Source organism: Kibdelosporangium aridum (assembly GCF_900176515.1).
Lineage (GTDB): Bacteria > Actinomycetota > Actinomycetes > Mycobacteriales > Pseudonocardiaceae > Kibdelosporangium > Kibdelosporangium aridum.
On the sequence record NZ_FWXV01000010.1, the window covers coordinates 136377 to 158164 of the forward strand.

Annotated in this window: 31 protein-coding genes and 1 tRNA gene; 15 read left to right on the plus strand and 17 right to left on the minus strand. The window is 67.3% G+C overall.

Features of this window, described 5'->3' with window-relative positions:
* Window positions 1–54: 54 nt before the first annotated feature.
* The gene (locus tag B9C43_RS41280) at window positions 55–1524 is read right to left on the minus strand and encodes a flavin-containing monooxygenase (protein ID WP_084432895.1); all 1470 of its coding nucleotides are present in this window, start codon (window positions 1522–1524) and stop codon (window positions 55–57) included.
* Between the two features lie 76 nt (window positions 1525–1600).
* Here B9C43_RS41280 and B9C43_RS41285 point away from each other — a divergent pair, with 76 nt between their 5' ends.
* Window positions 1601–2239: a TetR/AcrR family transcriptional regulator gene (locus B9C43_RS41285; protein ID WP_327224509.1), complete on the plus strand. Its 639-nt coding sequence runs from the start codon at window positions 1601–1603 to the stop codon at window positions 2237–2239.
* A 126-nt stretch (window positions 2240–2365) separates the two neighbouring features.
* A complete protein-coding gene (locus tag B9C43_RS41290; protein ID WP_033389209.1) occupies window positions 2366–2731 on the plus strand; it encodes a hypothetical protein in 366 nt (121 codons plus the stop codon).
* Between the two features lie 13 nt (window positions 2732–2744).
* On the opposite strand, the gene B9C43_RS41295 is transcribed toward B9C43_RS41290, so the two are convergent.
* Complete coding sequence (locus tag B9C43_RS41295) at window positions 2745–2966, minus strand: DUF3618 domain-containing protein (RefSeq protein ID WP_084432896.1); 222 nt, start codon at window positions 2964–2966, stop codon at window positions 2745–2747.
* Between the two features lie 118 nt (window positions 2967–3084).
* Between B9C43_RS41295 and B9C43_RS41300 the strand changes: the two genes are divergently transcribed.
* Window positions 3085–3158: transfer RNA gene (locus B9C43_RS41300), tRNA-Leu, on the plus strand.
* 212 nt (window positions 3159–3370) lie between these two features.
* On the opposite strand, the gene B9C43_RS41305 is transcribed toward B9C43_RS41300, so the two are convergent.
* Window positions 3371–3958 carry a hypothetical protein gene (locus B9C43_RS41305; RefSeq protein WP_143446959.1) on the minus strand — a complete coding sequence of 196 codons (588 nt, stop codon included), beginning with the start codon at window positions 3956–3958 and terminating at the stop codon, window positions 3371–3373.
* A 315-nt stretch (window positions 3959–4273) separates the two neighbouring features.
* Between B9C43_RS41305 and B9C43_RS41310 the strand changes: the two genes are divergently transcribed.
* Window positions 4274–4483: a hypothetical protein gene (locus tag B9C43_RS41310; RefSeq protein ID WP_084432897.1), complete on the plus strand. Its 210-nt coding sequence runs from the start codon at window positions 4274–4276 to the stop codon at window positions 4481–4483.
* A 94-nt stretch (window positions 4484–4577) separates the two neighbouring features.
* Window positions 4578–5360, plus strand: a complete 783-nt coding sequence (locus B9C43_RS41315; RefSeq protein ID WP_235039149.1) for a TetR/AcrR family transcriptional regulator — start codon at window positions 4578–4580, stop codon at window positions 5358–5360.
* On the opposite strand, the gene B9C43_RS41320 is transcribed toward B9C43_RS41315, so the two are convergent.
* A complete protein-coding gene (locus B9C43_RS41320) occupies window positions 5320–5769 on the minus strand; it encodes a hypothetical protein (protein ID WP_084432898.1) in 450 nt (149 codons plus the stop codon). The genes B9C43_RS41315 and B9C43_RS41320 overlap by 41 nt on opposite strands.
* 75 nt (window positions 5770–5844) lie before the next feature.
* Between B9C43_RS41320 and B9C43_RS41325 the strand changes: the two genes are divergently transcribed.
* From B9C43_RS41325 to B9C43_RS41355, 7 genes are all read left to right on the plus strand, one after another.
* On the plus strand, window positions 5845–6318 hold the full coding sequence (locus B9C43_RS41325) for an NUDIX hydrolase (RefSeq protein WP_084432899.1): 474 nt from the start codon (window positions 5845–5847) through the stop codon (window positions 6316–6318).
* A gap of 19 nt (window positions 6319–6337) precedes the next feature.
* A complete protein-coding gene (locus B9C43_RS41330; protein ID WP_143446993.1) occupies window positions 6338–6856 on the plus strand; it encodes a GNAT family N-acetyltransferase in 519 nt (172 codons plus the stop codon).
* A gap of 19 nt (window positions 6857–6875) precedes the next feature.
* Window positions 6876–7109: a hypothetical protein gene (locus tag B9C43_RS41335; RefSeq protein ID WP_084432901.1), complete on the plus strand. Its 234-nt coding sequence runs from the start codon at window positions 6876–6878 to the stop codon at window positions 7107–7109.
* Between the two features lie 84 nt (window positions 7110–7193).
* Complete coding sequence (locus tag B9C43_RS41340; protein ID WP_084432902.1) at window positions 7194–7376, plus strand: hypothetical protein; 183 nt, start codon at window positions 7194–7196, stop codon at window positions 7374–7376.
* Window positions 7377–7547: 171 nt separating this feature from the next.
* Entirely contained in the window at window positions 7548–8099 is a 552-nt protein-coding gene (locus tag B9C43_RS41345) for a hypothetical protein (protein WP_051896904.1), read from the plus strand.
* 20 nt (window positions 8100–8119) lie between these two features.
* Complete coding sequence (gene bcp, locus B9C43_RS41350) at window positions 8120–8593, plus strand: thioredoxin-dependent thiol peroxidase (RefSeq protein ID WP_037252817.1); 474 nt, start codon at window positions 8120–8122, stop codon at window positions 8591–8593.
* A 117-nt stretch (window positions 8594–8710) separates the two neighbouring features.
* Window positions 8711–9661, plus strand: a complete 951-nt coding sequence (locus tag B9C43_RS41355) for a serine hydrolase (RefSeq protein WP_143446960.1) — start codon at window positions 8711–8713, stop codon at window positions 9659–9661.
* Between the two features lie 11 nt (window positions 9662–9672).
* On the opposite strand, the gene B9C43_RS41360 is transcribed toward B9C43_RS41355, so the two are convergent.
* The gene (locus B9C43_RS41360) at window positions 9673–10803 is read right to left on the minus strand and encodes an FAD-dependent monooxygenase (protein ID WP_084432904.1); all 1131 of its coding nucleotides are present in this window, start codon (window positions 10801–10803) and stop codon (window positions 9673–9675) included.
* Between the two features lie 43 nt (window positions 10804–10846).
* On the opposite strand from B9C43_RS41360, the gene B9C43_RS41365 reads away from it, so the two are divergent.
* On the plus strand, window positions 10847–11389 hold the full coding sequence (locus tag B9C43_RS41365; protein ID WP_160097060.1) for a TetR/AcrR family transcriptional regulator: 543 nt from the start codon (window positions 10847–10849) through the stop codon (window positions 11387–11389).
* Window positions 11390–11423: 34 nt separating this feature from the next.
* Here B9C43_RS41365 and rdgB read toward each other — a convergent pair whose 3' ends face one another.
* From rdgB to B9C43_RS41395, 6 genes are read right to left on the minus strand one after another with little or no spacing between them, the layout of a single operon-like run.
* Window positions 11424–12029, minus strand: a complete 606-nt coding sequence (rdgB, locus tag B9C43_RS41370) for an RdgB/HAM1 family non-canonical purine NTP pyrophosphatase (protein ID WP_084432905.1) — start codon at window positions 12027–12029, stop codon at window positions 11424–11426.
* Window positions 12026–12802: a ribonuclease PH gene (gene rph, locus B9C43_RS41375; RefSeq protein ID WP_084432906.1), complete on the minus strand. Its 777-nt coding sequence runs from the start codon at window positions 12800–12802 to the stop codon at window positions 12026–12028. Before rph ends, rdgB begins: the two co-directional genes overlap by 4 nt.
* Window positions 12803–12825: 23 nt before the next feature.
* Window positions 12826–13596, minus strand: a complete 771-nt coding sequence (locus B9C43_RS41380) for an MBL fold metallo-hydrolase (RefSeq protein ID WP_033389191.1) — start codon at window positions 13594–13596, stop codon at window positions 12826–12828.
* Window positions 13597–13633: 37 nt separating this feature from the next.
* Window positions 13634–14440, minus strand: a complete 807-nt coding sequence (murI, locus tag B9C43_RS41385) for a glutamate racemase (protein ID WP_235039150.1) — start codon at window positions 14438–14440, stop codon at window positions 13634–13636.
* Window positions 14437–15093 (minus strand): rhomboid family intramembrane serine protease, encoded by a 657-nt coding sequence (locus tag B9C43_RS41390; RefSeq protein WP_084432908.1) that lies wholly within the window; start codon window positions 15091–15093, stop codon window positions 14437–14439. The genes murI and B9C43_RS41390 overlap by 4 nt, the downstream gene beginning before the upstream one ends.
* A gap of 54 nt (window positions 15094–15147) precedes the next feature.
* A complete protein-coding gene (locus tag B9C43_RS41395; RefSeq protein ID WP_084432909.1) occupies window positions 15148–15822 on the minus strand; it encodes a rhomboid family intramembrane serine protease in 675 nt (224 codons plus the stop codon).
* A 21-nt stretch (window positions 15823–15843) separates the two neighbouring features.
* Here B9C43_RS41395 and B9C43_RS41400 point away from each other — a divergent pair, with 21 nt between their 5' ends.
* Entirely contained in the window at window positions 15844–16701 is an 858-nt protein-coding gene (locus tag B9C43_RS41400) for an SMP-30/gluconolactonase/LRE family protein (RefSeq protein WP_235039151.1), read from the plus strand.
* A 25-nt stretch (window positions 16702–16726) separates the two neighbouring features.
* Here the strand turns inward: B9C43_RS41400 and B9C43_RS41405 are convergent, their stop codons facing one another.
* From B9C43_RS41405 to clpS, 6 genes are read right to left on the minus strand one after another with little or no spacing between them, the layout of a single operon-like run.
* The gene (locus B9C43_RS41405; protein ID WP_084432911.1) at window positions 16727–17677 is read right to left on the minus strand and encodes a PLP-dependent cysteine synthase family protein; all 951 of its coding nucleotides are present in this window, start codon (window positions 17675–17677) and stop codon (window positions 16727–16729) included.
* A gap of 3 nt (window positions 17678–17680) precedes the next feature.
* Window positions 17681–17953, minus strand: a complete 273-nt coding sequence (locus tag B9C43_RS41410) for a MoaD/ThiS family protein (protein ID WP_033389181.1) — start codon at window positions 17951–17953, stop codon at window positions 17681–17683.
* A gap of 47 nt (window positions 17954–18000) precedes the next feature.
* Window positions 18001–18456, minus strand: a complete 456-nt coding sequence (locus B9C43_RS41415) for a M67 family metallopeptidase (RefSeq protein ID WP_033389180.1) — start codon at window positions 18454–18456, stop codon at window positions 18001–18003.
* A 56-nt stretch (window positions 18457–18512) separates the two neighbouring features.
* On the minus strand, window positions 18513–19529 hold the full coding sequence (locus B9C43_RS41420) for a P1 family peptidase (RefSeq protein WP_033389179.1): 1017 nt from the start codon (window positions 19527–19529) through the stop codon (window positions 18513–18515).
* Complete coding sequence (locus tag B9C43_RS41425) at window positions 19526–20083, minus strand: DUF2017 domain-containing protein (RefSeq protein ID WP_033389177.1); 558 nt, start codon at window positions 20081–20083, stop codon at window positions 19526–19528. The genes B9C43_RS41420 and B9C43_RS41425 overlap by 4 nt, the downstream gene beginning before the upstream one ends.
* On the minus strand, window positions 20080–20367 hold the full coding sequence (gene clpS, locus B9C43_RS41430; RefSeq protein WP_033389176.1) for an ATP-dependent Clp protease adapter ClpS: 288 nt from the start codon (window positions 20365–20367) through the stop codon (window positions 20080–20082). Before clpS ends, B9C43_RS41425 begins: the two co-directional genes overlap by 4 nt.
* 114 nt (window positions 20368–20481) lie before the next feature.
* On the opposite strand from clpS, the gene B9C43_RS41435 reads away from it, so the two are divergent.
* Window positions 20482–21777 (plus strand): nicotinate phosphoribosyltransferase, encoded by a 1296-nt coding sequence (locus B9C43_RS41435; RefSeq protein ID WP_033389175.1) that lies wholly within the window; start codon window positions 20482–20484, stop codon window positions 21775–21777.
* Window positions 21778–21788: the final 11 nt, after the last annotated feature.

Consider the following 21788-nt stretch of genomic DNA (forward strand, 5'->3'; position numbering starts at 1 on the left):
ACGGCGTGAGCCGCGGCACCTCCCTGGTGTCCCGCGGCTCACGTCGTCACCACATCACCTGATGAGTTCGAAGTCGGCCGGGTCGACCTTCCGGGTCTCCAGCCAGTAGCGCCACGTGAATCCCGGCCACACCGTCCGGTTCACGCCGGCCGCGTCGAGGTACCAGCTCTTGCATCCGCCCTGCGTCCAGACGCCTTTGACGAGTTTGTGCTGGACCCGCTCATTGAAGTCGTCCTGAACCTCCGGCCGGACGTTCAACGCCTTCGCTTCACTGCGTTCGACCAGGTCGATCGCTTCGGCGACGTACCGGATCTGCGACTCGATCATGAAGACGACCGAGTTGTGGCCGAGCCCGGTGTTCGGCCCGAGCAGGAAGAACAGGTTCGGGAAGCCGGAGACGGTGATGCCTTTGTGGGTCTGCATCCCGCGCTGCCGCCATTCCTTGGACAGGTTCTTGTGGTCGAGCCCGATGACGTCCAGCTCGTCGAACGCGTCGGTGACGTGGAACCCGGTCCCGAAGATGATCACGTCCACCTCGTGTTCGGTGCCGTCCGCCGCGATCACGCTGTGCTCGCGCACGTGCGTCACACCCTCGGTCACCACGTGGACGTTCTGGCGAGCCAGGGCCGGGTAGTAGTCGTTGGAGATCAGGACGCGTTTGCACCCCATCGTGTAGTCCGGCGTGAGTTTGTGGCGCAACGCGGGGTCCTTGACCTGCCGGGCCATGTGCCTGCGCGCGATCAACTCGCCCGCCTTCATCACGCCGGGACGACCGTTGAACCCGATCGCCCTGGCTTCGAGCATCCAGTAGATGGCGTTGCGGTAGAGCCGCTGCGCACCCGGGACCAGCCTGAACAACCGCTTGCTCCACTCCGGCATCGCGTGATCGGGTTTCGGCATGATCCACGGCGGCGTGCGCTGGAAGACCGTCAGCTCGGCCACCTGAGGCGCGATCCGCGGGACGAACTGGATCGAGCTCGCGCCGGTGCCGATCACCGCGACCCGCTTGCCGCGCAGGTCGTAGTCGTGGTCCCAGTCGGCCGAGTGGAACGCCTTGCCCTTGAAGTCCGGCAGCCCCGGCAACTCCGGGATCCGCGGGATATGCAGCGCACCTATACCCGACACGACGAACTTGGCGACGTACTCGTCCCCGTTGCGCGCCAACAGATGCCACCGGCTCTCCTCGGCGTCCCAGTGGGCGCCGACCATCTCCACACCGAACCGGATGTGCTCGCGCACGTCGTACTTTTCGGTAACGCGACGCAGGTAATCCCAGATTTCCGGCTGCGGCGAGAACGACCGGGTCCAGTCCGGGTTCTGCTCGAACGAGAAGGAGTACATGTGCGACTGGATGTCACAGGCGCACCCGGGATACGTGTTGTCCCGCCAGGTGCCGCCGACGTCCTGCGCCTTCTCCAGCACGACGAAGTCGCTGCGGCCCGCCTTCTTCAGCTGGATGGCCATGCCCAGCCCGGAGAAGCCGGTGCCGACGACAACGACGCCCGTCTCGTACCGCTCGCCCATCTGACCTCCATGCCTGCGGAGCCACCGATGTTACCGATAGTAGGTTACTTCTAGTAGGGAACGGTAGAGTTAAGACGTGACGAGTGCGGAGACCAAGACCGAACGCCGACGCCGGATGCCACGAGCAGACCGGGAGCGGCAGATGATGACGATCGCTGAAGCGGTCTTCTCCGAACGGGGGTACGCGGCGACCTCGATGGACGAGATCGCCGACCGCGTCGGCGTGTCCAAGCCGATGATCTACGAGTACTTCGGCTCCAAAGAAGGCCTGCTCGTGGCCTGCATCCGGCAAGTGCGCACCGAGCTGCGAGAACGGACCGCGCAGTCGGTCATCGGCGCGGCCTCACCCGAAGAGGCCCTCCGCAAGGGCCTGCAGACCTTCTTCCGCTTCACCGACGACCACCGCAGGTCCTGGGAGCTGCTGCTGCGCACCGAGACAGCCGTGGTCGGCGCGGCGGCCGTGGCTGAAATCGAGACAGCCCGCCAAGAACAGATCCAGCTGCACATAGCGTTGTTCTCGGCATACATGCCCGAGACGGACCAACGGTCACTCGAAGCGGCCGCGGAGATCCTCGTCGGCGCGTGCGAGCGACTGTCGGTCTGGTACGTGCGGCATGACGATGTGACACCCGAACAAGCCGCCGAACACATCATGCGGATGACGTGGTTCGGCCTTAAAGGCGAGCTGGAGCGCCAGCACGACCACCGTCAGTAGCAAACCAGAGCGACCACTAACACTCTGGATCGATCACCCGCGACTGAACTGTCGGGATAGGCTCGTAAGACGTCTAATGGTGACGAGCAAGCTCGACGATCCAGCCGCGGCGAGAGGGGCCGGCCCATGATGGAACCGATCGAGGCGAACTACGTGCCAGACGGCGACGACTGGACCATCACGATCGTCGGGAGAGGAAAAACCCTCACCGCCACCGCGCCAGGCCTGATCGCGGCAAGAGACAGAGCCGACCAGCTGGTCGAAGAACTCGCGGGCAACGAGAAGAACCGCACGGTCGTACACCGGCTCGACGGCGACGCGTTGGAATTCACCACGGCCTACCTCAACGCGCGCCTGGCCAAGCCGGAAGAACCGGCCCCGGCGACCGAAGAAAAACCACCAGCCACCGAAGAACCAGCCGCGGAAACCGAACCGCCGAAGACCGCGAAACCCACGGAGGACGAGCCGGCGCAAGCCGCCACCAGCTCGTAGCCCCCAGGGTGGCTCAGCGGAACAGCCTCCGCACGACAAGCACCGCGACCAGCACACCCACACCGATCAGAGCGGCCTTCACCCGAGGATCGTCGAACTTCGACTTCACGCTCGACGTCGCGTCGTCGACCAGCTTCTTCGGGTCGGCCTTCTCACTCAGCTGGTCAAGCGTGGACGCCAGCGCGTCACGAGCCTGCTCGATGTCGCGCTGGATGGTGTCTGGGTCGCGGGCCACAAGTCCTCCAAAGCTGCCTGGCTCTCGGCGCACCACGGTAGATCACCCGGCGCACTCATGCGGCCCCGGGATCACGGCGGGTCGCAGACCACTAGGCTATGGCCCCGAAGTCGCTTGAGGGGCCGTAGCCCAATTGGCAGAGGCACACGGTTTAGGTCCGTGCAAGTGGGGGTTCAAGTCCCCCCGGCCCTACGCGGCGTCGCGCTGTGCGACGCCTCCAGCGTGGGCCGCGTAGCCGCGGTTTCTTCTGGGGGCCGAGCCCCCAGACCCCACGGTGCGAGCTCCTGCTGAACCAGCGTTGTTACGTTGGGCTTGGACTAGCAGGGCTTGGCTGAGATTCGGTCCGCCAGCGTGTGGCCGGGCTACCGGTGGCGGGGGTGGCTCGGGGAAATGGCCAGGGGTGGTCAGCCGGTCTTTATGTGGGGCTGGATGAAGGCCAGGGCGTCGTCCTTGATGTCGGGGAATTCGTCGGTCTGGTCGCCGAGGACGTATCGCGGGCATTCGTCGGCCTTGAGGTCGATGGTCTTGGCCGCGACCTCCTGGCCGGTCTTGGCGGCGTACAGCTTCACCTCGTAGGTGGCGTTGTGGAGGGTGACCACCTGGCCGCTGTCCTTGCCGTCGCGCTGGTAGCCGTCGCATTTCTTGACCACCGAGTCTTTGACCCGCTTGGCACACACCACCAGTTGCACCTCGGCCAGGGTGTTCTTGCCGTCGGTCCACTCGCGAGTGAAGCCGTCAGGGATCTGCATCGCGATCATCTTCGTGTCCACCGCACTCGACGGCGAATAGAAGCCCAGCGCCGGGTGGATCCCAGCCTGCGACTTGTCGTACGCCGCCGCGGCGGCCTGCGGCGCGCCCGAGCACACGCCCTCGAAGTCGCTCTCGAACAGCACCTTGTCCTTTTTGGCCTCCTGAGCGGCGCCGGTTGAGCCAGCACCTGAGCCGGAGGCGGGCGCGCCGCTCGTGGACGAGTTACAGGCCGACAGGCCCAAAACTGCGACCAAGAGTGGAGCGATCACACGAACGTGGGACAAGACAGGACGGTGCTTGACATACATCGGGATGCGACTCCTCAGAGATCCAACGAACAGCGGCAGCCGCTGCGACAACCGTGGTGAGCAGTGCTCAGTCTGCATAAAGGCATTGCATTTCCGTTGCAGCCGACACCATGGTCCCGTTCGGACTCGAGCCCGACATATTCGTGATCTTTAATTCTCTTTTGGACACTCCGTATTCGGTTACGTCGCAGCAAAACCCGCACCATCGGGCGACTTGTGCGACACGGCCGGGCGCGCCAGGGTCAACGCATGAACTATCGAGACCTGACTATCCGAGTACTCGGTGATTTCACCAACCGGCAATACGCCAGCCTTGCCTACGAGGTCGGCCTGCGCCTCGAGGCCGCGGGCCTCGGCAAGCGGGCCATTCTGATGACCGACGGCAAGATCTCCGGCACCGAAATGGACATGGCGTACATCTTGCGCGACGCCGGCCCCGCCGACGCACCGGCGAATTGATTCGTCTTCCGCCGAGTCCGCTGTCCATTGTTGACAGTCGGAAATCCCCATCACCCACCCTGAATTGCTTGTCGTGCGCTGTACGGTGACGACCGTGGTCGAGTACAGCGGTTCCGGGGATCCCGCACGAAGCCTGGCATTGATGTGGCGGACGGCCGAGCGGCCCAGCCGCGGCGCCAAACCCGCGCTGACCGTCGCCCGGATCGTGCGGGCCGCGATCGACGTGGCCGACGGGGAAGGCCTCGTGGCCCTGTCGATGCGCCGGGTCGCGGACCAGCTCGGTGTCGGCACCATGTCGCTCTACACCCATGTGCCCGGCAAGGGCGAGCTGCTGGACCTCATGCTCGACACCGTCTACGGCGAGACCGAACGGCCCGACATGGACGGCAGGCCGTGGCGCGAACGCCTTGACCAGGTCGCCCGGGCGAACCTGGCCCTTTATTCGCGCCACCCCTGGCTGCTGCACGTCGCCACGACGCGCCCGCCGCTCGGGCCGAACCTGATCGCCAAGTACGACTACGAACTGCGGGCCGTCGCCGATGCCGGGTTGGCCGAGATCGAGATGGACGCCGTGCTCAGCCTCGTCCTGCAGTACGTGCACGGCGCCGCCCGCGTCAGCGTGGAGAAGTCCCAGGCCGAACGGCAGACGGGAATGACGGACAACGACTGGTGGATGGCCCACCAGCCGTTCCTCGCCAAGATCGGCGACGCGGCGAAGTACCCGCTCGCCACCGCGGTCGGTTCGGCCGCGGGTGCCGCCTTCGACGGCACGATCGATCCCGGCTTCGCCTTCGAGTTCGGCTTGAGCAGGCTGCTCGACGGGATCGAGGTGTTCGTCAACCGCTCAGCTGATCACCCCAGCCGCCCTGGACCATAGTCTGGAAGAACCACTTGCCGTCCCGCTTGACCAGCAGGTCGGCGTACCGGGCCTGCTGACCGCCTGCCGAAGTCGTGAACGTCGCGTCGCTGATCACCAGCACGAGCTGCTTGGTCAGGAAGATCGGCGTGCGGCGTGACTCCATCTTCAGCTCACCGGGATCCCCCATGACCTGTGACATGCCTTCGACGAACTGCTGGCGCGTCTGCTGAGCCGCACCGCCGTTACCCGATTCGTCGCTGTCGCTGACGACGTTGAGCGGGAACATCGCCATGTCCGCCATACGCTCGACGTCCGCGTTGACGGCGTGCGCGTCGTACTCGGCGAACCAGGCCTCGACGCTGGCGATGTCCTCGGCCGACGGCTGGAACCCGCTGCTGGCGGCGACGGCCTCTGGAAGTTCGGTCATACCCCTGCCTTTCCACTCTTACCGTACAGTGTACCGTATGATGTACGGCAAGGTCGGCCGTAGAATCCGGGATCGATGACGGACCGGCACATCGTGGATGTACACCTGCTCCTGATCCGGGACGGCGAACTGCTGCTCAGCCGCCGCCGGGACCCACTGCCCCAGTTCGACGGCCTGTGGCACCTGCCGTCCGGGAAACTCGACGCGGGCGAGTCCCTGCTCGACGCCGCCGTGCGGGAGGCCGAGGAGGAGATCGGCGTCCGGATCGAGCCCGGCGACCTGACTCACGTGCACACGTCGCACGCCACTGGCTACGGAATCGAGCCACGCGTCGGGCTGTTCTTCGAGACGCTGCGGTGGGCCGGCGAACCGGTCAACCGCGAGCCGCGGAAGTGCTCCGAACTCGGCTGGTTCGATCCGGACGACCTGCCGGCCGACATGATCGAGTACCCGGCCGCGGGCATCCGCGCGTACCGCGCCAACGAGTCGTTCGGGCTGCTCGGCTGGCCGAAAATCAGAGGTGGCCGACTTTCCGCGCCACCACAATGAGCCCGTGACACACCTGCAGATGGCGCACACGGCCGACCTCGAGACCGCCGCCCTGGCCACGGCACGAGACCTGATGTCGGTCGCCTTCGACGACGAGTTCTCCGACGATGACTGGGACCACGCCCTCGGCGGCATGCACGCACTGCTGTGGGACGGCCCGAATCTGATCGCGCACGGCGCCGTCGGGCAGCGACGGCTGATCATCGACGGACGCCCGCTGCGGGCCGGCTACGTGGAGGCGATGGCCGTCCATCCGGACCATCAGCGCAAGGGCCACGGCGGAGCGATCATGGCGGCGCTCGAACGCATCGTCAGAGGCGGTTACGACCTCGGCGCGCTGAGCGCCAGCGAAGAAGGCCAGGGGCTTTACGAAGCGCGTGGGTGGCAATTGTGGAAGGGGCCGTCCTCGGTGCTCGCGCCTGGTGGAGTCGAACGCACCGAGGACGACGACGGCAGCATTTACGTCCTGCCGGTGGCCGTCGCGTTGGACCTGTCCGGCGAGATCGTGTGCGACTGGCGACCCGGCGACGTCTGGTAGCCACCGGTACGTTGGAAACATGTCGACGCCTGGGTCACTGCCACAGCGCTCGGTCTGCCACGGCTGCCGCCAGGTCACCCACATCCGCCTTGAGGACGAGGACGACATGGCCGTGCTGCGGCCGATGACCGTGCCCGGCCAAGGATCGATCTACCACGAGATCGCGCCGGGTGTGATGGTCGAACGGCCGTGCCCGATGTGCGGGGAGTCGGCCGACCCCGGTTGGATCACCGGCTTCACCCCACCTGCCTGACCCGGTGATGCTCCACCCAGTGGCTTGACCATTCCGGACGAACTGACACCATGTCGAAAGGTCGGTGAACGGAAGGGCGGATCCATGCGGGGACTCGAGCCGCTGCGGCGAGCGCTTCGCGTGGTCGACTGGTTCGAGGCCCGTGGCGTCTACGTCCCAGGTGAGGACAGCCATCCCGTCTCGCCGTGGCGCGATTTCGGCTGGTTGATCGCCTCGTGGCTGGTCACCGTCGGGCTCTTCGTCGTCTTCTTCGCGATGGCCGCCTGACCGCACCTGTGGGGTGGCGATGGTCACTCCAGGTGCGTCTTCGGTTACGGCTTGGCCACATCACGACACCAGCTCCGACTCGACGCATGCCTCACTGTGGGTATTTAGCGCGACAGGCCCCACTCTGTGGGAGTCACACCTCCTCTCCCCGCAGGCTGAAAGCAGGAACCCGTGAGACCCGTCCGACTGGCGGTCGCCGCATGCGTACTTGGCGCGTTGGTGACCGGGTGCGACGCGGGTGTGATGACCAGCGCGGCCGCGACAGGGGTCTCCCCCGCCGCCGCGCCACCCCGGGCGGTCGCGCCGCCCGTCGCCATCGCCGACCGGCCTGCCAAATTCGGCGAGCGCCGGGCCGCCGGCGAGTCCCTTATGGTCACTGTGCTAGCGCCGAAAGCGTTCGTACCAGGCGAAACCGCGTATCCCCGGGTGCCGCGCGCGGTGGCGTTCGAGGTCGCAGTCGAGAACCAGGGCACGCGGTCGTACCGGCCGACCCAACTGGTGGTCAGGGCGACCGACCCCGACGGCAACGCGGTGGTCCCGGTCGTGGACAAGGCCCAGGGTTACGACGGCAACGTCGGTGCCGACATCGAGGTGTCGCCGGGCAAGAGCGTGCGGCTGACGTTCGCGTTCGCCGTGCCCGCCGAAGCGACGGACCTGCGGGTCATCGTCCAGCCGGACATCGCCACAGCCGGTGACCGCGCCGAGTTCGAAGGCACCGTCTGAGCCGGGTAGGTTCTGCGGCTATGAGTGAGCAGAAGCGGCTGGCCGTCGGCGATCCGGCACCTGATTTCACCCTTCCCGACAGCACCGGCAAGCCGGTGTCGCTTTCGGACTACCGCGGCCGGTCGGTGGTCGTCTACTTCTACCCCGCCGCGGGCACACCGGGCTGCACCAAGCAGGCGTGCGACTTCCGGGACAACCTGGCCGAGCTCAACGACGCCGGGTTCGACGTCATCGGGATCTCCCCGGACAGCCCGGCCAAGCTCGCGAAGTTCGTCGAGGCGGAAGGCCTGACCTTCCCACTGCTGTCCGACGAGGACCGCGCGGTGATGACCAAGTGGGCCACGTTCGGCGAGAAGCAGAACTACGGCCGGACCGTGATGGGCGTGATCCGGTCCACCTTCATCGTCGACGGTGACGGAAAAATTTCGAAGGCCGCGTACAACGTCAAGGCGACGGGACATGTCGCAAAATTGCGCCGCGACCTCGGTGTTTAGGAATTTCAACCACCTGGCTCAACCTTGCGGCCAGTCCGTGCGTTAACGCGCTGACCTGCGTAAAGGTTGAGCCTTCGGGCAGTCAACCTGCTGTTGTGCCTTGGGCGTTTCCGGGGCATGAGGAGGACACAGTGGACGATCGTGGCTGCCGCGGTGACGGCGGCGGCCACGTTGGGGCTCATCGGTTGTGCGGCAACCAAGGCAGGCCCCGAACCTTTACAGGAACTGCCGCTGCAAACGGGGTCGGGCGGCGAGGTGTCGCAGGCCCCGTCGGAATGGGCCAATCCGCCGGCCGCGGCGCCCGGTGACCCGGCACCGACCAAGCGTTCACCCGGCGCGCTCGGCATATCGGTGAACGTCCAACAGGTTGTCAGACAGACGTCGCGCAACGCGACAGCGGCCGCTGTCGTTGTCGACCGGGACAGCGGCACCGAGCTGGTCTCCCAGAACGCCGATCGGCAGTTCTACGCGGGGTCGCTGGTCAAACTGCTGGTCGCGGTGGACGCCTTCCTGTACCACCCGGACGACCCGCAGCTGCGCAGGCAGATCAACACGATGATCCGGCTCAGCGACGACCACATCTGCAACCAGCTCTGGATGGACGGGGGCGGCGGCCGGGCGATCATCGGCCGGATGACCAAGGCGATGGGACTCACAGGGACTGAACCGCCCAAGACGAGACCCGGACAGTGGGGCGACACCCTGATCACCGCGCACGACCTGGTCCGGATCTACGACTACATCGTCGACGAAGCGCCCGCGACAATCCGCATGGACATGCTCGCCGCGATGGGCAACGCGGCGAAGTTCGGGTCCGACGACTTCTTTCAACACTTCGGCATCCCGTCCGCGGTCAACAAGCACTGGGCCATCAAGCAGGCGTGGACCGACAACAGCCAAGCGGTGTCCGTGCACAGCACCGGCCTTGTCGATCCCCAAGGCCGAAGGGGCACGTGGCGGTACACAGTGATCTTGCTGACCGAGCATCCCAAGCCGCAGACCTACGAGGCCGCGGCCAAGTCGGCCACCGAGGCTGCCCAGGCCGTCGCCCCGTTATTGGAGCCATAAGACCAGGTCAGTCACGTTGTACAAGGTGGTGACCAGTTGTGCATTTGGCTAAACGACCGCACCAACACCGCGTTCGGCACCAGTTTCATCATGGTGTTGCGCGCGGCAGCGAGGACGGGCGAGGTCGTCAGGCCGACCCGGCCCGCTTGCCTGGACATCCGGGCGATCGACTGGGTCCGGCGCAGCCGGTGGTCGTCATACTGCGCCAGGTCACCCCTACCTTGCAGAATTGCGCCGAGCGTGACGGCGTCCTCCAAGGCCTGGCACGCGCCCTGCCCCGTGTTCGGCGTCATCGCGTGCGCCGCGTCGCCAATCAGCACGACGGGTCCGTGCACATAGGACTTGAGCTTGGGCACGTATGACAGGTCGTGCCGGAGGATCTTGTCCGGCGACGCCTCACTGAGCAGTTGCGGGATCGGATCGGCCCACGCACCGAACCGGCGGCGCATTTCGGCCAGTTCCCCGTCGTGGCTCGTCTGCCCGGCCGGGACGACCGCGCCCGCGAAGAAGTACACCTGGTCCTTGGGCAGCGGCACGATGCCGAACTCCTCGCCAAGGCCGAAGAATTCGCCCGCCACGTCCAGCCGCTTGCCTGGCCGGTCCACGACAGTGCGCCAAGCCGTGGCGCCGAAGTAGACCGGATCGGTGCCGGGCCAGAACCGAGCCCGGACGACGCTGCGCAGGCCGTCGGCGCCGACCAGCAAGTCGGCCCGTGTCTCGCCCTGGCTGTGCGTCACGACCACTTCCCGTCCGTCAATCCGGGCGCCAGTGATCTTCGTGCCTGTCGTCAGGGCCCCTTGCGGGACCGCTTCGACCAGGGCCGCATGCAGGTCCGCTCGATGCAGCGCGACGGCGGGACCGTTCAGGCGCTCCAGTTCGGCCATGGGCGTGTGGAACAGCCACCTGCCCCGGGAGTCCATGATCCCGCCGCTTCCGGCGAGCACTCCGATGTCGCGGACCTGGTCGCCCAGTCCGAGGTAGTCGAGGGCGCGCAACGCGTTCGGCCACAACGTCAGCCCGGCGCCGACCTCAGTGAGTTCCGGCGCCTGCTCGAACACCTCGACGTCCCACCCGGCGTGAGACAGCGCGATGGCGGCCGCGAGGCCGCCGATTCCGCCACCCGCGATCACCGCATTCGGCACGGCTTCCCTCCTCTACACCTGTAGAGGACTCTACACTTGTAGAGTGCCCGACCGTCGAGTTGAACTGATGGACGCAGCGATCGTCACACTTGCCCGCGAAGGCATGCGCGGGCTCACGCACCGCGCCGTCGATCGCGCGGCCGGTGTGGCGGAGGGCTCGACGTCGTACTACTTCCGCACCAGGGAAGCGCTCCTGGCCGGCGTGCTCGACCACCTCGCCGAGCTGAGCACCGCGGAGATCGCGGCCGTGGACGTGCAGGACATCGGGGCGGTCGCGGGCCTGATCGCGCAGTGGTCCACCGCCGGACGCGACCGGATGCTCGCCCGGTTCGAACTGACGATGGAGTCGACCAGGCGGCCGCATTTGCAGGCCACCATGCGACGGCTCGAGGGCCAGTTCCGGTCGATGGCCGAGGAGTTGCTGATCGCAATGAACGTGCCGGACCACCGCCGCCGGGCCGCCAACCTGGTGGCGCAGATCGACGGCCTGCTTTTCGACCAGGTCGTGGGCACGGGACCGGTCAGATCCCGCGAGGACCTGCAGGACGCGCTGGTCCCGATGTTCATGTCAGCTTTCGCTGAATAGGCCGGTTGTGAAGCCAGGCTTCACAACCGGATGCTCACGAACTCAGTGCCCGCAGGTGCGGGAGCAGCAGGTTCAAGGCGCGACCGCGGTGTGAGACGAGGTCCTTCTCGGCCGATTCGAGCTCGGCCGAAGACCGGGTCTCGCCCTCCGGTACGAAGATCGGGTCGTAGCCGAAGCCGTTCGTGCCCCGCGCCTCACGGATGATCCGGCCCGGCCACACACCCCGGACCACCACGTCCTCCTGGCCCGGCACGACGAGCGCGACGGCGCACACGAAGGCCGCTCCCCTGCGCTCGTCCGGGACGTCACCGAGCTGGTTGAGCACGAGGTTGAGGTTGGCATCGTCGTTGCCGTGGGAGCCTGCCCACCGTGCGGACAACACGCCGGGCATGCCGTTGAGCGCGTCGACCTCAAGGCCCGAATCGTCGGCCACCGCGGGCAGACCAGTCGCTTTGACCGCGTCGACCGCCTTCGCGTGCGCGTTCTCCTCGAATGTCGCGCCCGTCTCCGGCGCTTCGGGGTACTCGGGCACGTCGTTGAGGCTGATCACCTCGATGCCCGAAATACCGGCCGATTCCAGGATCCGGCGCATCTCCACCAGCTTCTTCGCGTTGCGGGTGGCCAGCAGCAGACGCGTCACGACTTCGCCTTCTTCTTGCGCGGCGCGGGCTCGGGCAGATCACCGGGATACGGCAGGGCGAGCGCCTCGGCCTGCAGCGTGCAGAGCTTCTCGGTGCCCGCCAGTGCAAGGTCGAGCATTTGGTCCAGGGTCGAGCGGGCGAACGTGGCGCCCTCGCCGGTGCCCTGCACCTCGACCAGGGTGCCCGTGTCGGTCGCCACGACGTTCATGTCGACCTCGGCGATCGAGTCCTCCTCGTACGGCAGGTCCAACCGGACGCGGCCGTTGACCACACCCACGCTCACCGCGGCGATCGCGCACGACAGCGGCTTGGGGTCGGCGAGCCGGTCGGCCGCCGCGAGCCACGTGATCGCGTCGGACAGGGCGACGTACGCGCCGGTGATCGCGGCCGTCCGGGTTCCGCCGTCGGCCTGGATCACGTCGCAGTCGATCATGATGGTGTTCTCGCCGAGCGCGGACAGGTCGATGCACGCCCGCAACGACCGGCCGATCAGCCTGCTGATCTCGTGGGTCCGGCCGCCGACGCGGCCCTTGACCGACTCACGGTCGCCGCGCGTGTTGGTCGCCGACGGGAGCATCGCGTATTCGGCGGTCACCCAGCCGAGGCCGGAGCCGACCCGCCAGCGCGGCACGCCCTCGGTGACGCTGGCCGCGCACAAGACCTTGGTGTTGCCGAACTCGATCATGACCGATCCGGCTGGCCACTTCTGGAAGCCTCGGGTGATCCGGACTTCCCTCAGTTCGTCATCGTTTCTGCCGTCACTTCGCGCCACCCGGCCACCCTACGAGATGGCCTTCAGACCGTGTACGTGTCCCCGAGCTCGACCAACTGGGACTGGCCGCGGTAGGCCTGACGGGCCTCCGCCAGCACGGCCTCGCGGTCGGTCCACGGCGGCACGTGGGTGATCAGCAGGCGCCGTACGCCGGCCCGGCTGGCCAACTCCCCTGCTTGCCTGCCGGACAGATGCAGGTTCGGCGGGCGACCCGGTTCATGCGTCCACGACGCCTCGGCAAGCAGGACGTCGGCGCCTTGGGCGAGCTCGGCGAGCGCGTCACACGGCCCGCTGTCGCCGGTGTATACGAGGCTGCGCCCGCCGTGCGACACGCGGAAACCGTAGGCCTCACAGGGGTGGTCGACTTTTCGCGCCGTCACCTCGAACGGGCCGATCGTGACCGTGTCCTCGGCCAACACCCGGAAGTCGAAGACGTCCGAGAGGTCCGTCGTGGCCAGTTCGTTCGCGTCCGGGGCGTACGCGCGGGCGAACCTGTCCGCGGCGTCGGTGGGTGCGTAGACCGGCAACCGCTGCGCCCTGGGATCCTTGGAGGGCTTGGGGTGGTAGCGCCGGAAGACCGTCAGCGCGGTGAAGTCCGCGCAGTGGTCGGGATGCAGGTGCGAGAGCACGAGCGCGCCGAGGAGGAACGGGTCGCAGTAGCACTGCAGCTCGGCCAATGTGCCGTTGCCGAGGTCCATCGCCATCAGGAAATCGTCAGCCTCGACCAAATATCCCGAGGCAGGCGAGTTCGGCCCGGGGACGCTGCCCGAACAGCCCAGCACGGTCAACAACACGGTGCATAGCGTTACATACGGGCGTGCCAACAACGGGTCAATTTCGCACCATCGGCCTAACTGTGCTCACTTCCAGGCCAAGGAAACGGCGTGACAGCCGGTGGAACGGGGCGACTGGCCCGGTGGCCAGAAATTCGTGCCTAGGCTCCTCATCAGCGGATTCCCGCAGCAAGTCCCGTTCGGTCAGCACCCGGACCACGTCCTTGGCGGTCTCCTCCGCGCACGACACCTGCGTGACCCCGTCGCCCATCACAATCTGCAACACGCCGGTCAGCAACGGGTAGTGCGTGCACCCGAGGATCATCGTGTCGACGTCGGCGCGCTGCAGCGGCTCCAGGTAGCTCTGGGCCAGACCCAGCACCTGGCGCCCGGAGGTGACCCCGTGTTCGACGAACTCCGCGAACCTCGGGCACGGCGCGGCCGTCACGGTCACGTCCTTCACTGCGGCGAACGCGTCCTGATATGCCTCCGACCGGATCGTGCCGATGGTGCCGATCACGCCGACCCGGCCCGTTCGCGTGGTCGCGACCGCACGCCGCACGGCGGGCAGGACGACCTCGACAACCGGGACGGAGTAGCGCTCGCGGGCATCCCGCAGGCACGCCGACGAGGCGGTGTTGCAGGCGATCACCAGGAGCTTCACACCGCTGTCGACGAGGTTGTCCATGATCGACAGGGCGTGGGCCCGTACTTCCGCGATCGGTTTGGGCCCGTACGGCGAGAATTCCGTGTCGCCGATGTAGCGCAGTCGCTCGGCCGGCAACTGGTCACGGATCGCGCGGGCGACCGTGAGCCCTCCGACGCCGGAGTCGAAGATCCCGATCGGTGCGTCCGCGGAGATCAAGCCGGCAGCTCCGGGACCGCGGGACCGGCCTGCTCGACCTTGCCCTTGCCGCGGCTGGCGCGAGAAGTGAGCCATGCGGTCAGCACACCGGCCAGCGCCCCGAAGAGGTGGCCCTGCCAGGAGATCTGCGGGTTACCAGGAAGCACGCCCAGCAGCGTACTTCCCCAGTACAGGAACAACGCGAGGGCCACCGCGAGCTGTTTGAGGCTGCGGTTGAAGATGCCGCGCACCAACAGGAAGGCCAGCCAGCCGAACGCGATGCCGGAGGCGCCGACCGTGACCACGTCAGAGGGTGCGGTCAGCCAGACACCCAATCCGCTGACCAGCCAGATGGTCACGGTCACCGCGATCCACTGGCCCAATCCACCGGCCATCGCGAGGAAACCGAACACCAGCACCGGAAGCGTGTTGCTGAACAGGTGGCTCCAGCCGGAGTGCAGCAACGGCGCCCAGATCACGCCGTCGAGCCCGGACCATGACCTGGCGACGATCCCCCAGCGGTCCAGGTCCATCGGCAGGATCAGGTCGACCAGTTCGACCAGGTACATCAACACGGTGAAGCCGAGGACCACCAGCACCGCCTGTTTCGGGTTGGGCGGCACGACCCGGTTCACCGGGCCGGGGGCGGCGGGCACAGCAGGCAAAGTGGTCACACTTCGAGGCTACGTCGCCCGATGTGGGCCCGGGATCAGGTGAAACCCTGGATTTCACCCAGGAAAACCCGGCTGCGGCCTGCTGGCTTGTTTGAGCGACCGGCCGACCAGCCAGGCCGCGACGACGCCGCCGACGGCGCCGCAGAGGTGCCCTTCCCATGAGATGCCCGGCTGGTTCGGCAGGACGCCCCACAGCACCGAGCCGTAGATCGCGAAGACCACGACAGCGATCAAGATCTGCGGGAGGCTGCGCACGAACAACCCACGTACCAGCACGAAAGTCAGGAATCCGAACACGACGCCGGACGCGCCGATGTGGATGCCCGGCGCGCCGATCAGGAACGTGCCGACGCCGCTGAACAGCCAGATGATCGCGGTGACGCCGATGAACTGGCCCATTCCGCCGGCCGTGGTGAGGATGCCGAGAACCAGGAACGGGACCGAGTTGGCGATCAGGTGGTCCCAGCCGCTGTGCAGCAGCGGGGCCCAGATGATGCCGTCCCACTCGTCGATCTCACGTGGCCAGATGCCGTGCAGGTCCAGCCTGCCGCCGAGGACCGTGTCGATGCCTTCGATCGCCCACAGCAGCGCGACGAAACCCGCGACCACGATCAGCGCCTGCAGCGGGTGCGGCGGGATGATCCGCTTCGCCGGTGGGACAGGCGGTTTGGGTGGTCGCGGATTGTGACCCCGTGGCTCATCCGGCCGCGGGAATCCACTGGGCTCCATGAAATGACAGTATCTCGGTTCGTGACTGATCGTTTCGAGATCGCGGTGCGCGCCGAGGCAACGCTCGGCGAAGGGCCGACCTGGGATGCCAGGACGTCAACGCTGCTGTGGGTCGACATCCTCGCTCCGGAGATCCACCGGTGGAGCCCGTCGACGGGCGTGAACGAGACCATGACCGCGCCGATGGACGTCGGCGCCGCCAAGCCGCGCGCGGGCGGCGGGCTGGTGCTGAACCTCCGTGACGGGATCGCGATCGTCGATTCCGCAGGTGAACAGCGGTGGCTCGTCTATTGGGCCAGGGACGGCGTGCGCGGCAATGACGCCGGTGTCGACGCGGCGGGGCGGCTGTGGGCGGGCACCATGCGGTACGACACCGCTGAGGGTGGCGGGTGGCTGGCGCGGGTCGAGCCGAACGGCAAGGCGAGCACAGTGCTCGAGAAAGTGTCCATCAGCAACGGCATCGGCTGGAGCCCGGACAACACCCGGATGTACTACGCGGACACGCCAACTGGACTGATCGAGGTGTTCGACTACGACGTCGACTCCGGGACGGTCTCATCGCGGCGCCCGTTCGCTGATGTCGACGGCTCCCCTGACGGTCTGTGTGTGGACGCCGATGGGTGCGTATGGGTCGCGTTGTGGGGCGACGGTCAGGTGCGCCGCTATACGCCCGACGGCAAGTTGCTCAGCACCGTCATCGTGCCCGCGCGCAACACGACGGCGTGCTGCTTCGGCGGTGATGGTCTGACGGATCTCTACATCACGACGGCGCGCGTCGGGATGACCGAGACCGACCTCAAGCGTGAGCCGCTGTCCGGGTCGGTGTTCGTGATCCCGAACGCCGGATCAGGCCTGCCGTCCACTGCTTTCGCAGGGTGACAGGCCTGGCTCAGGAAGTACGCCACTAGGCCCAGAGGTGGCCGTCGAGACGTTCGGCGGCCTCGTCGAGCGAGCCGCTGTAGGCACCGGTGGACAGGTACTTCCAGCCGCCGTCGGCGACGATGAAGACCACGTCGGCCGTCTCGCCCGCTTTCGCGGCTTTCTCGGCCGCGGCGAGTGCGGCGTGCAGGATCGCGCCCGTCGACACGCCGGCGAAGATGCCCTCGGTCTCCAGGAGCTGACGGGTTCGCCGCAGCGCGTCATACGAGCCGACGGAGTAGCGGCCAGTCAGCACCGACGGGTCGTACAGCTCGGGCACGAAGCCCTCGTCGAGGTTGCGCAGGCCGTAGACCAGCTCGCCGTACCGTGGCTCGGCGGCGATGATCTGGACGCCGGGCTTGTGCTCGCGAAAGTAGCGGCCGACGCCGACCAGGGTCCCGGTTGTGCCGAGGCCCGCGACGAAGTGTGTCACGGACGGGAGGTCGCGCAGGATCTCCGGGCCGGTGCCCTCGTAGTGGGCGCGGACGTTGTCCTCGTTGCCGTACTGGTAAAGCATCACCCAGTCGGTGTTCTGCTTGGCCAGTTCCTTGGCCGTGGCCACCGCCTGGTTCGACCCGCCGGCCGCGGGCGAGAACACGATCCGGGCGCCGTACGCCTGCAGCAGCTGACGGCGCTCCTCGGAGGTGTTCTCCGGCATCACGCAGACCAGGCCGTAGCCCTTCAGTTTGGCCGCCATGGCCAACGCGATACCGGTGTTGCCGGAGGTCGGTTCGAGGATGGTGCAGCCCGGGGTGAGACGGCCGTCTTTTTCGGCCGCCTCGATCATCTTCAGCGCAGGCCGGTCCTTGACCGATCCCGTCGGGTTGCGGTCCTCCAGCTTGGCCCACAGCCTTACGCCGTTGCCCGGCGACAACCGTGGCAGACCGACCAACGGGGTGTCGCCGAGCGCGTCAAGCAGCGAGTCGTACCTGGCCACGCGTCAGCCGCCGGCGACCGCGGGAAGGATCGTCACCGTGTCGCCGTCGGAGACCTTGGCCTCAAGGCCACCGGCGAACCGGACGTCCTCGTCGTTGACGTACACGTTGACGAACCGGTGCAGCGTGCCTTCCTTGACCAGACGGGTCTTCAGGCCGCCGTGGCGGGCCTCCAGATCGTCGATGATCTCGGCGACCGTGCTGCCGTTGGCCTCGACGGCCTTCTCGCCACCGGTGTGGGTGCGCAGGATGGTCGGGATGGAAACGGTCACAGCCATGGGAATCCTCCGGGCTTCGGGTTTGAAAACGGCGCGATGCGATCGGCTCAGCCGCGGTCGGGGACGTCGTCCGCCCCCGTGTGCGAGAACAAGTACGACTCGACGACTTCCACCGGCTCCTCGGTGACCTGGCCGTCCACGATCCGGTACGACCGCAGCTCGATCTCTTCCGGGTGCCGGGTGGAGACCAGGACATAGTGCGCGCCCGGCTCACTGGCCAGCGCGATGTCGGTGCGCGACGGGTAGGCCTCGGTCGCGGTGTGCGAGTGGTAGATGACCACCGGCACCTCGTCGTTGCGATCCATTTCGCGCCACAGCCGGAAATGTTCGGCCGAGTCGAACTCGTAGAACGTCGGCGACCGGGCGGCGTTGGTCATCGGCACGAACCGTTCGGGCCGGTCGGTCCCGTCTGGCCCGGCGATCACGCCACAGGCCTCGTCAGGGTGGTCGCGCCTGGCATGGGCCACCATCTCGTCCACGAGGTCACGGCGGATCTGCAACACGTCCCCATCCTAAGGGGTGGATGGGGCGTTCCCACCCGGTGAGAAAGGCCACCAGATCACGGGGAATGTTCCGGCCACAGGTCGCGGTACGCCGGCAGCTTGCTGTTGGCCTCGGCCGCCAGCAGCCCGTGGACCATCGCGCGGGCGAACGTGTCCGCGGCGGCGGCGCAAAGCCGGTCCAGCCCGAGCGCCCGGAGTGGCTCTTTCTCCGCGCCACCCTCGTCTGCCAGCTCTTTTGTCCCGGTGGCGAGGGCGAAGATCGTGTCGCCGTCGAACATCGAGTGCGCCGGGTGCACCGCGCGAGCCAGGCCGTCGTGCGCGGCCACGGCCAGCCGCCGCGTCTCCGCCTTGGCGAGCTTCGCGTCCACCGCGACCACGCCGATGGTCGTGTTGAGCAGCCTGCGCGAGATGTCGGGCAAGGTGGCCGCTCTGTTGGGCCAGGGTCCGCCGAACTCGCCATCCAGGCCGAACCGCGCCGCGAATGGGACGCCAGTCAACTCATCCACGGCCTCACCCACGGCATTGACCACCGCGAGCGCACCGACGGTGAACCCGTCGACGACCAGGCTCGCGGTGCCGACGCCGCCTTTGAGCGAGCCGACGCGAGCGCCCGTGCCGGCACCGACGCTGCCTTGCTGGGGCCGCGCGTCCGATGCCGCCTCACACGCCGCATATCCGAAGTCCGAACTCGGGCGATTGCCCCACGCGTTGACCGGTAGGTCGAACAGCACGGCCGACGGCACGATCGGGACAACCTCATGCGGTCGCGCACCAACGGCCAACCCCCGGTTGTGCTCAGCGAGCCACCGCATGACTCCGTCCGCAGCGGCCAGCCCATACGCACTGCCGCCTGACAAACAGATGGCGTTGACGTGCTGTACGAGGTTCTCGGGCAGCAGCGTGTCCGTCTCACGCGTTCCAGGCGCGCCACCACGTGCATCGACGGCGCCGACGGTGTTTGGCGGTGTGAGCACGACGGTTGTCCCCGTCGCCCAGCCGTCACCGACCTGCTGGTGGTGGCCGACCAGCAGGCCTTCGACGTCCGTAATCGCGTTGCGTGTGCCTGCGCTCATGACCCTATGGCGTGGATGAGTTCTTCCTGCACGACCGTGAGCCAGTGGTAGACCGGCAGGTGACCGGCTCGTGGGTCGTCGTCCGGCAGCTCGTCGGGCATGTTCTCGTCGACGTCCAGCGCCGTGCCCAGCGCCAGGCGCACGTCGTTCAAGGCCGACAGCCAAGCGTCCGCTTGCTCCAGGCTGAGGCGCACTGGGCCACCGTCCGGCGGGCACGTCTCCAGCACCACCCCGGCGACCCCGGTCTTCAGGTCCAGCAGCGTCGGCTCGTGCAGCGAGCGCAGCGCGGCCGCTGAGTCCATGTCCTCCTTGGACGGCTGGTCGGAGTCCAGACGGTGGAAGTCAGGCAGCAGCCGCGACAGGATCGGATCGTCCGGCGCCGTGGAGGGGCCTGTCCGGATGCCGGTCAGCTCGGCGAGCTCGTCCTGCGGCGCCTCCTCCGCCCTGGCCCGCAGCATGTCGTTGACCTGGCCGACCAGGCCGCGCAGCACAGCGGCCTCCTGGCGCTCCAGCTCGGTCACGACCTCGTCGCCATCCCGGCGCCAAGGGTTCAAGAGTTCCGCTCCATCGTCGCCCAGAGCCCCGCCGCGTGCAGCTTGGCCACGTCCGCCTCTACCTTGTCCTTGTCGCCGGAGGAAACCACCGCTTTGCCCTTGTGGTGCACGTCGAGCATCAGCTTGGTGGCCTTGTCCCTGGTGTAACCGAACAGCTTCTGGAACACGTAGGTCACGTACGACATCAGGTTGACCGGGTCGTTCCAGACGATCGTCTGCCACGGCTTGTCTTCGGCGCTCTGATCCGCACCGTGTGTCTTCCCCAGCTCGACTGGCGTGGTCATACGTCAATGGTGGCATGCGCCCGCCAGGCTGTTGTGTCGAGTTCAGGGGTTTGGGCACGCTGCGGGTTCGGCCCGGTGATCGCCCCGGCAACCGGCGCCATAGGCTCTGGCTTCATGAACGGACCCGGCGCGAGCACTGCGCTGCTCACCGACCACTACGAGCTGACCATGCTGGCAGGTGCCTTGGCCGATGGCACCGCGGAACGGCCATGTGTTTTCGAGGTGTTCGCCCGCCGGTTGCCTGACGGCCGCCGGTACGGGCTGGTCGGCGGAACGCAGCGGGTGCTCGACACGATCGCCCGGTTCCGGTTCGGTGACGACGAGCTGAGCAGGCTCAGCGAGGCCGGCGTGGTCGGCAAGCAGACCCTGGACTGGCTGGCTTCTTACAGATTTTCTGGAGACGTCGACGGATATCCTGAAGGTGAGCTTTACTTCCCCGGCTCGCCGATCCTGACCGTGCGTGGCACGTTCGCGCAGGCAGTCGTGCTGGAGACGGTCGTTCTGTCGATTCTGAACCACGACAGCGCCATCCTCTCGGCAGCAGCCAGGATGGTCAGCGCCGCGAACGGCCGTCCGATCATCGAGATGGGCTCACGGCGGACGCACGAGAGCGCCGCCGTCGACAGTGCACGCGCGGCATACATCGCCGGGTTCGCGACCACGTCCAACCTGGAAGCCGGTCGTACGTACGGAATCCCGACCGCCGGCACGTGCGCGCACGCGTTCACGTTGCTGCACGACGACGAGCGATCCGCGTTCCAGGCTCAGGTCGACGCGCTCGGCGTCGACACCACGCTCCTCGTCGACACCTACGACATCACCAACGGCATCAACACAGCGATCGAGGTGGCCGGGCCTGAATTGGGCGCCGTCCGGATCGACTCCGGTGACGTCGGCGTGCTCGCCCGGCAGGCCCGCGAACAGCTGGACTCGTTGGGCGCCAAGGACACCAGGATCGTGGTGTCCGGTGACCTCGACGAGTACGCGATCGCGGCGCTGCGCGCCGAGCCCGTCGACGCGTACGGCGTGGGGACCTCCCTGGTCACCGGCTCGGGCGCACCGACCGCGGGCATGGTCTACAAACTGGTCGAAGTGGACGGCCGTCCCGTGGCCAAACGCAGCTCCCACAAGGAATCCCGCGGCGGGCGCAAGGGCGCGATGCGGCGCCACAAGCCGACCGGCACGGCTCTGGAAGAAGTCGTCTACCAGCCGGACAAGCAGTGGCCGCCGATGTCGGACAACGACCGCGACCTGCAAGTGCCGTTCCTGCGTGGTGGACAGCCGGTGGCCGACCCGCCCACCCTGGAGCAGTGCCGCAAGCGCGTGAAGCGGGGCCTGGTCAGCCTGCCGTGGGAGGGCTTGAAACTCTCGCACGGCGAGCCGGCCATCCCGACTGTGTTCATTGACTGACCGTTCATCGG

Excerpts from the sequence above, each read along its gene's own strand:
- B9C43_RS41325 (WP_084432899.1), top strand. The coding sequence starts at position 5,845 with ATGACGGACCGGCACATCGTGGATGTACACCTGCTCCTGATCCGGGAC.
- B9C43_RS41310 (WP_084432897.1), top strand. The coding sequence starts at position 4,274 with ATGAACTATCGAGACCTGACTATCCGAGTACTCGGTGATTTCACCAAC.
- B9C43_RS41340 (WP_084432902.1), top strand. The coding sequence starts at position 7,194 with ATGCGGGGACTCGAGCCGCTGCGGCGAGCGCTTCGCGTGGTCGACTGG.
- B9C43_RS41290 (WP_033389209.1), top strand. The coding sequence starts at position 2,366 with ATGATGGAACCGATCGAGGCGAACTACGTGCCAGACGGCGACGACTGG.
- B9C43_RS41395 (WP_084432909.1), bottom strand. The coding sequence starts at position 15,822 with ATGGAGCCCAGTGGATTCCCGCGGCCGGATGAGCCACGGGGTCACAAT.
- B9C43_RS41320 (WP_084432898.1), bottom strand. The coding sequence starts at position 5,769 with ATGACCGAACTTCCAGAGGCCGTCGCCGCCAGCAGCGGGTTCCAGCCG.
- B9C43_RS41355 (WP_143446960.1), top strand. The coding sequence starts at position 8,711 with ATGAGGAGGACACAGTGGACGATCGTGGCTGCCGCGGTGACGGCGGCG.
- B9C43_RS41410 (WP_033389181.1), bottom strand. The coding sequence starts at position 17,953 with ATGGCTGTGACCGTTTCCATCCCGACCATCCTGCGCACCCACACCGGT.
- clpS (WP_033389176.1), bottom strand. The coding sequence starts at position 20,367 with ATGACCACGCCAGTCGAGCTGGGGAAGACACACGGTGCGGATCAGAGC.
- B9C43_RS41330 (WP_143446993.1), top strand. The coding sequence starts at position 6,338 with ATGGCGCACACGGCCGACCTCGAGACCGCCGCCCTGGCCACGGCACGA.
- bcp (WP_037252817.1), top strand. The coding sequence starts at position 8,120 with ATGAGTGAGCAGAAGCGGCTGGCCGTCGGCGATCCGGCACCTGATTTC.
- B9C43_RS41280 (WP_084432895.1), bottom strand. The coding sequence starts at position 1,524 with ATGGGCGAGCGGTACGAGACGGGCGTCGTTGTCGTCGGCACCGGCTTC.
- B9C43_RS41435 (WP_033389175.1), top strand. The coding sequence starts at position 20,482 with ATGAACGGACCCGGCGCGAGCACTGCGCTGCTCACCGACCACTACGAG.
- B9C43_RS41420 (WP_033389179.1), bottom strand. The coding sequence starts at position 19,529 with ATGAGCGCAGGCACACGCAACGCGATTACGGACGTCGAAGGCCTGCTG.
- B9C43_RS41335 (WP_084432901.1), top strand. The coding sequence starts at position 6,876 with ATGTCGACGCCTGGGTCACTGCCACAGCGCTCGGTCTGCCACGGCTGC.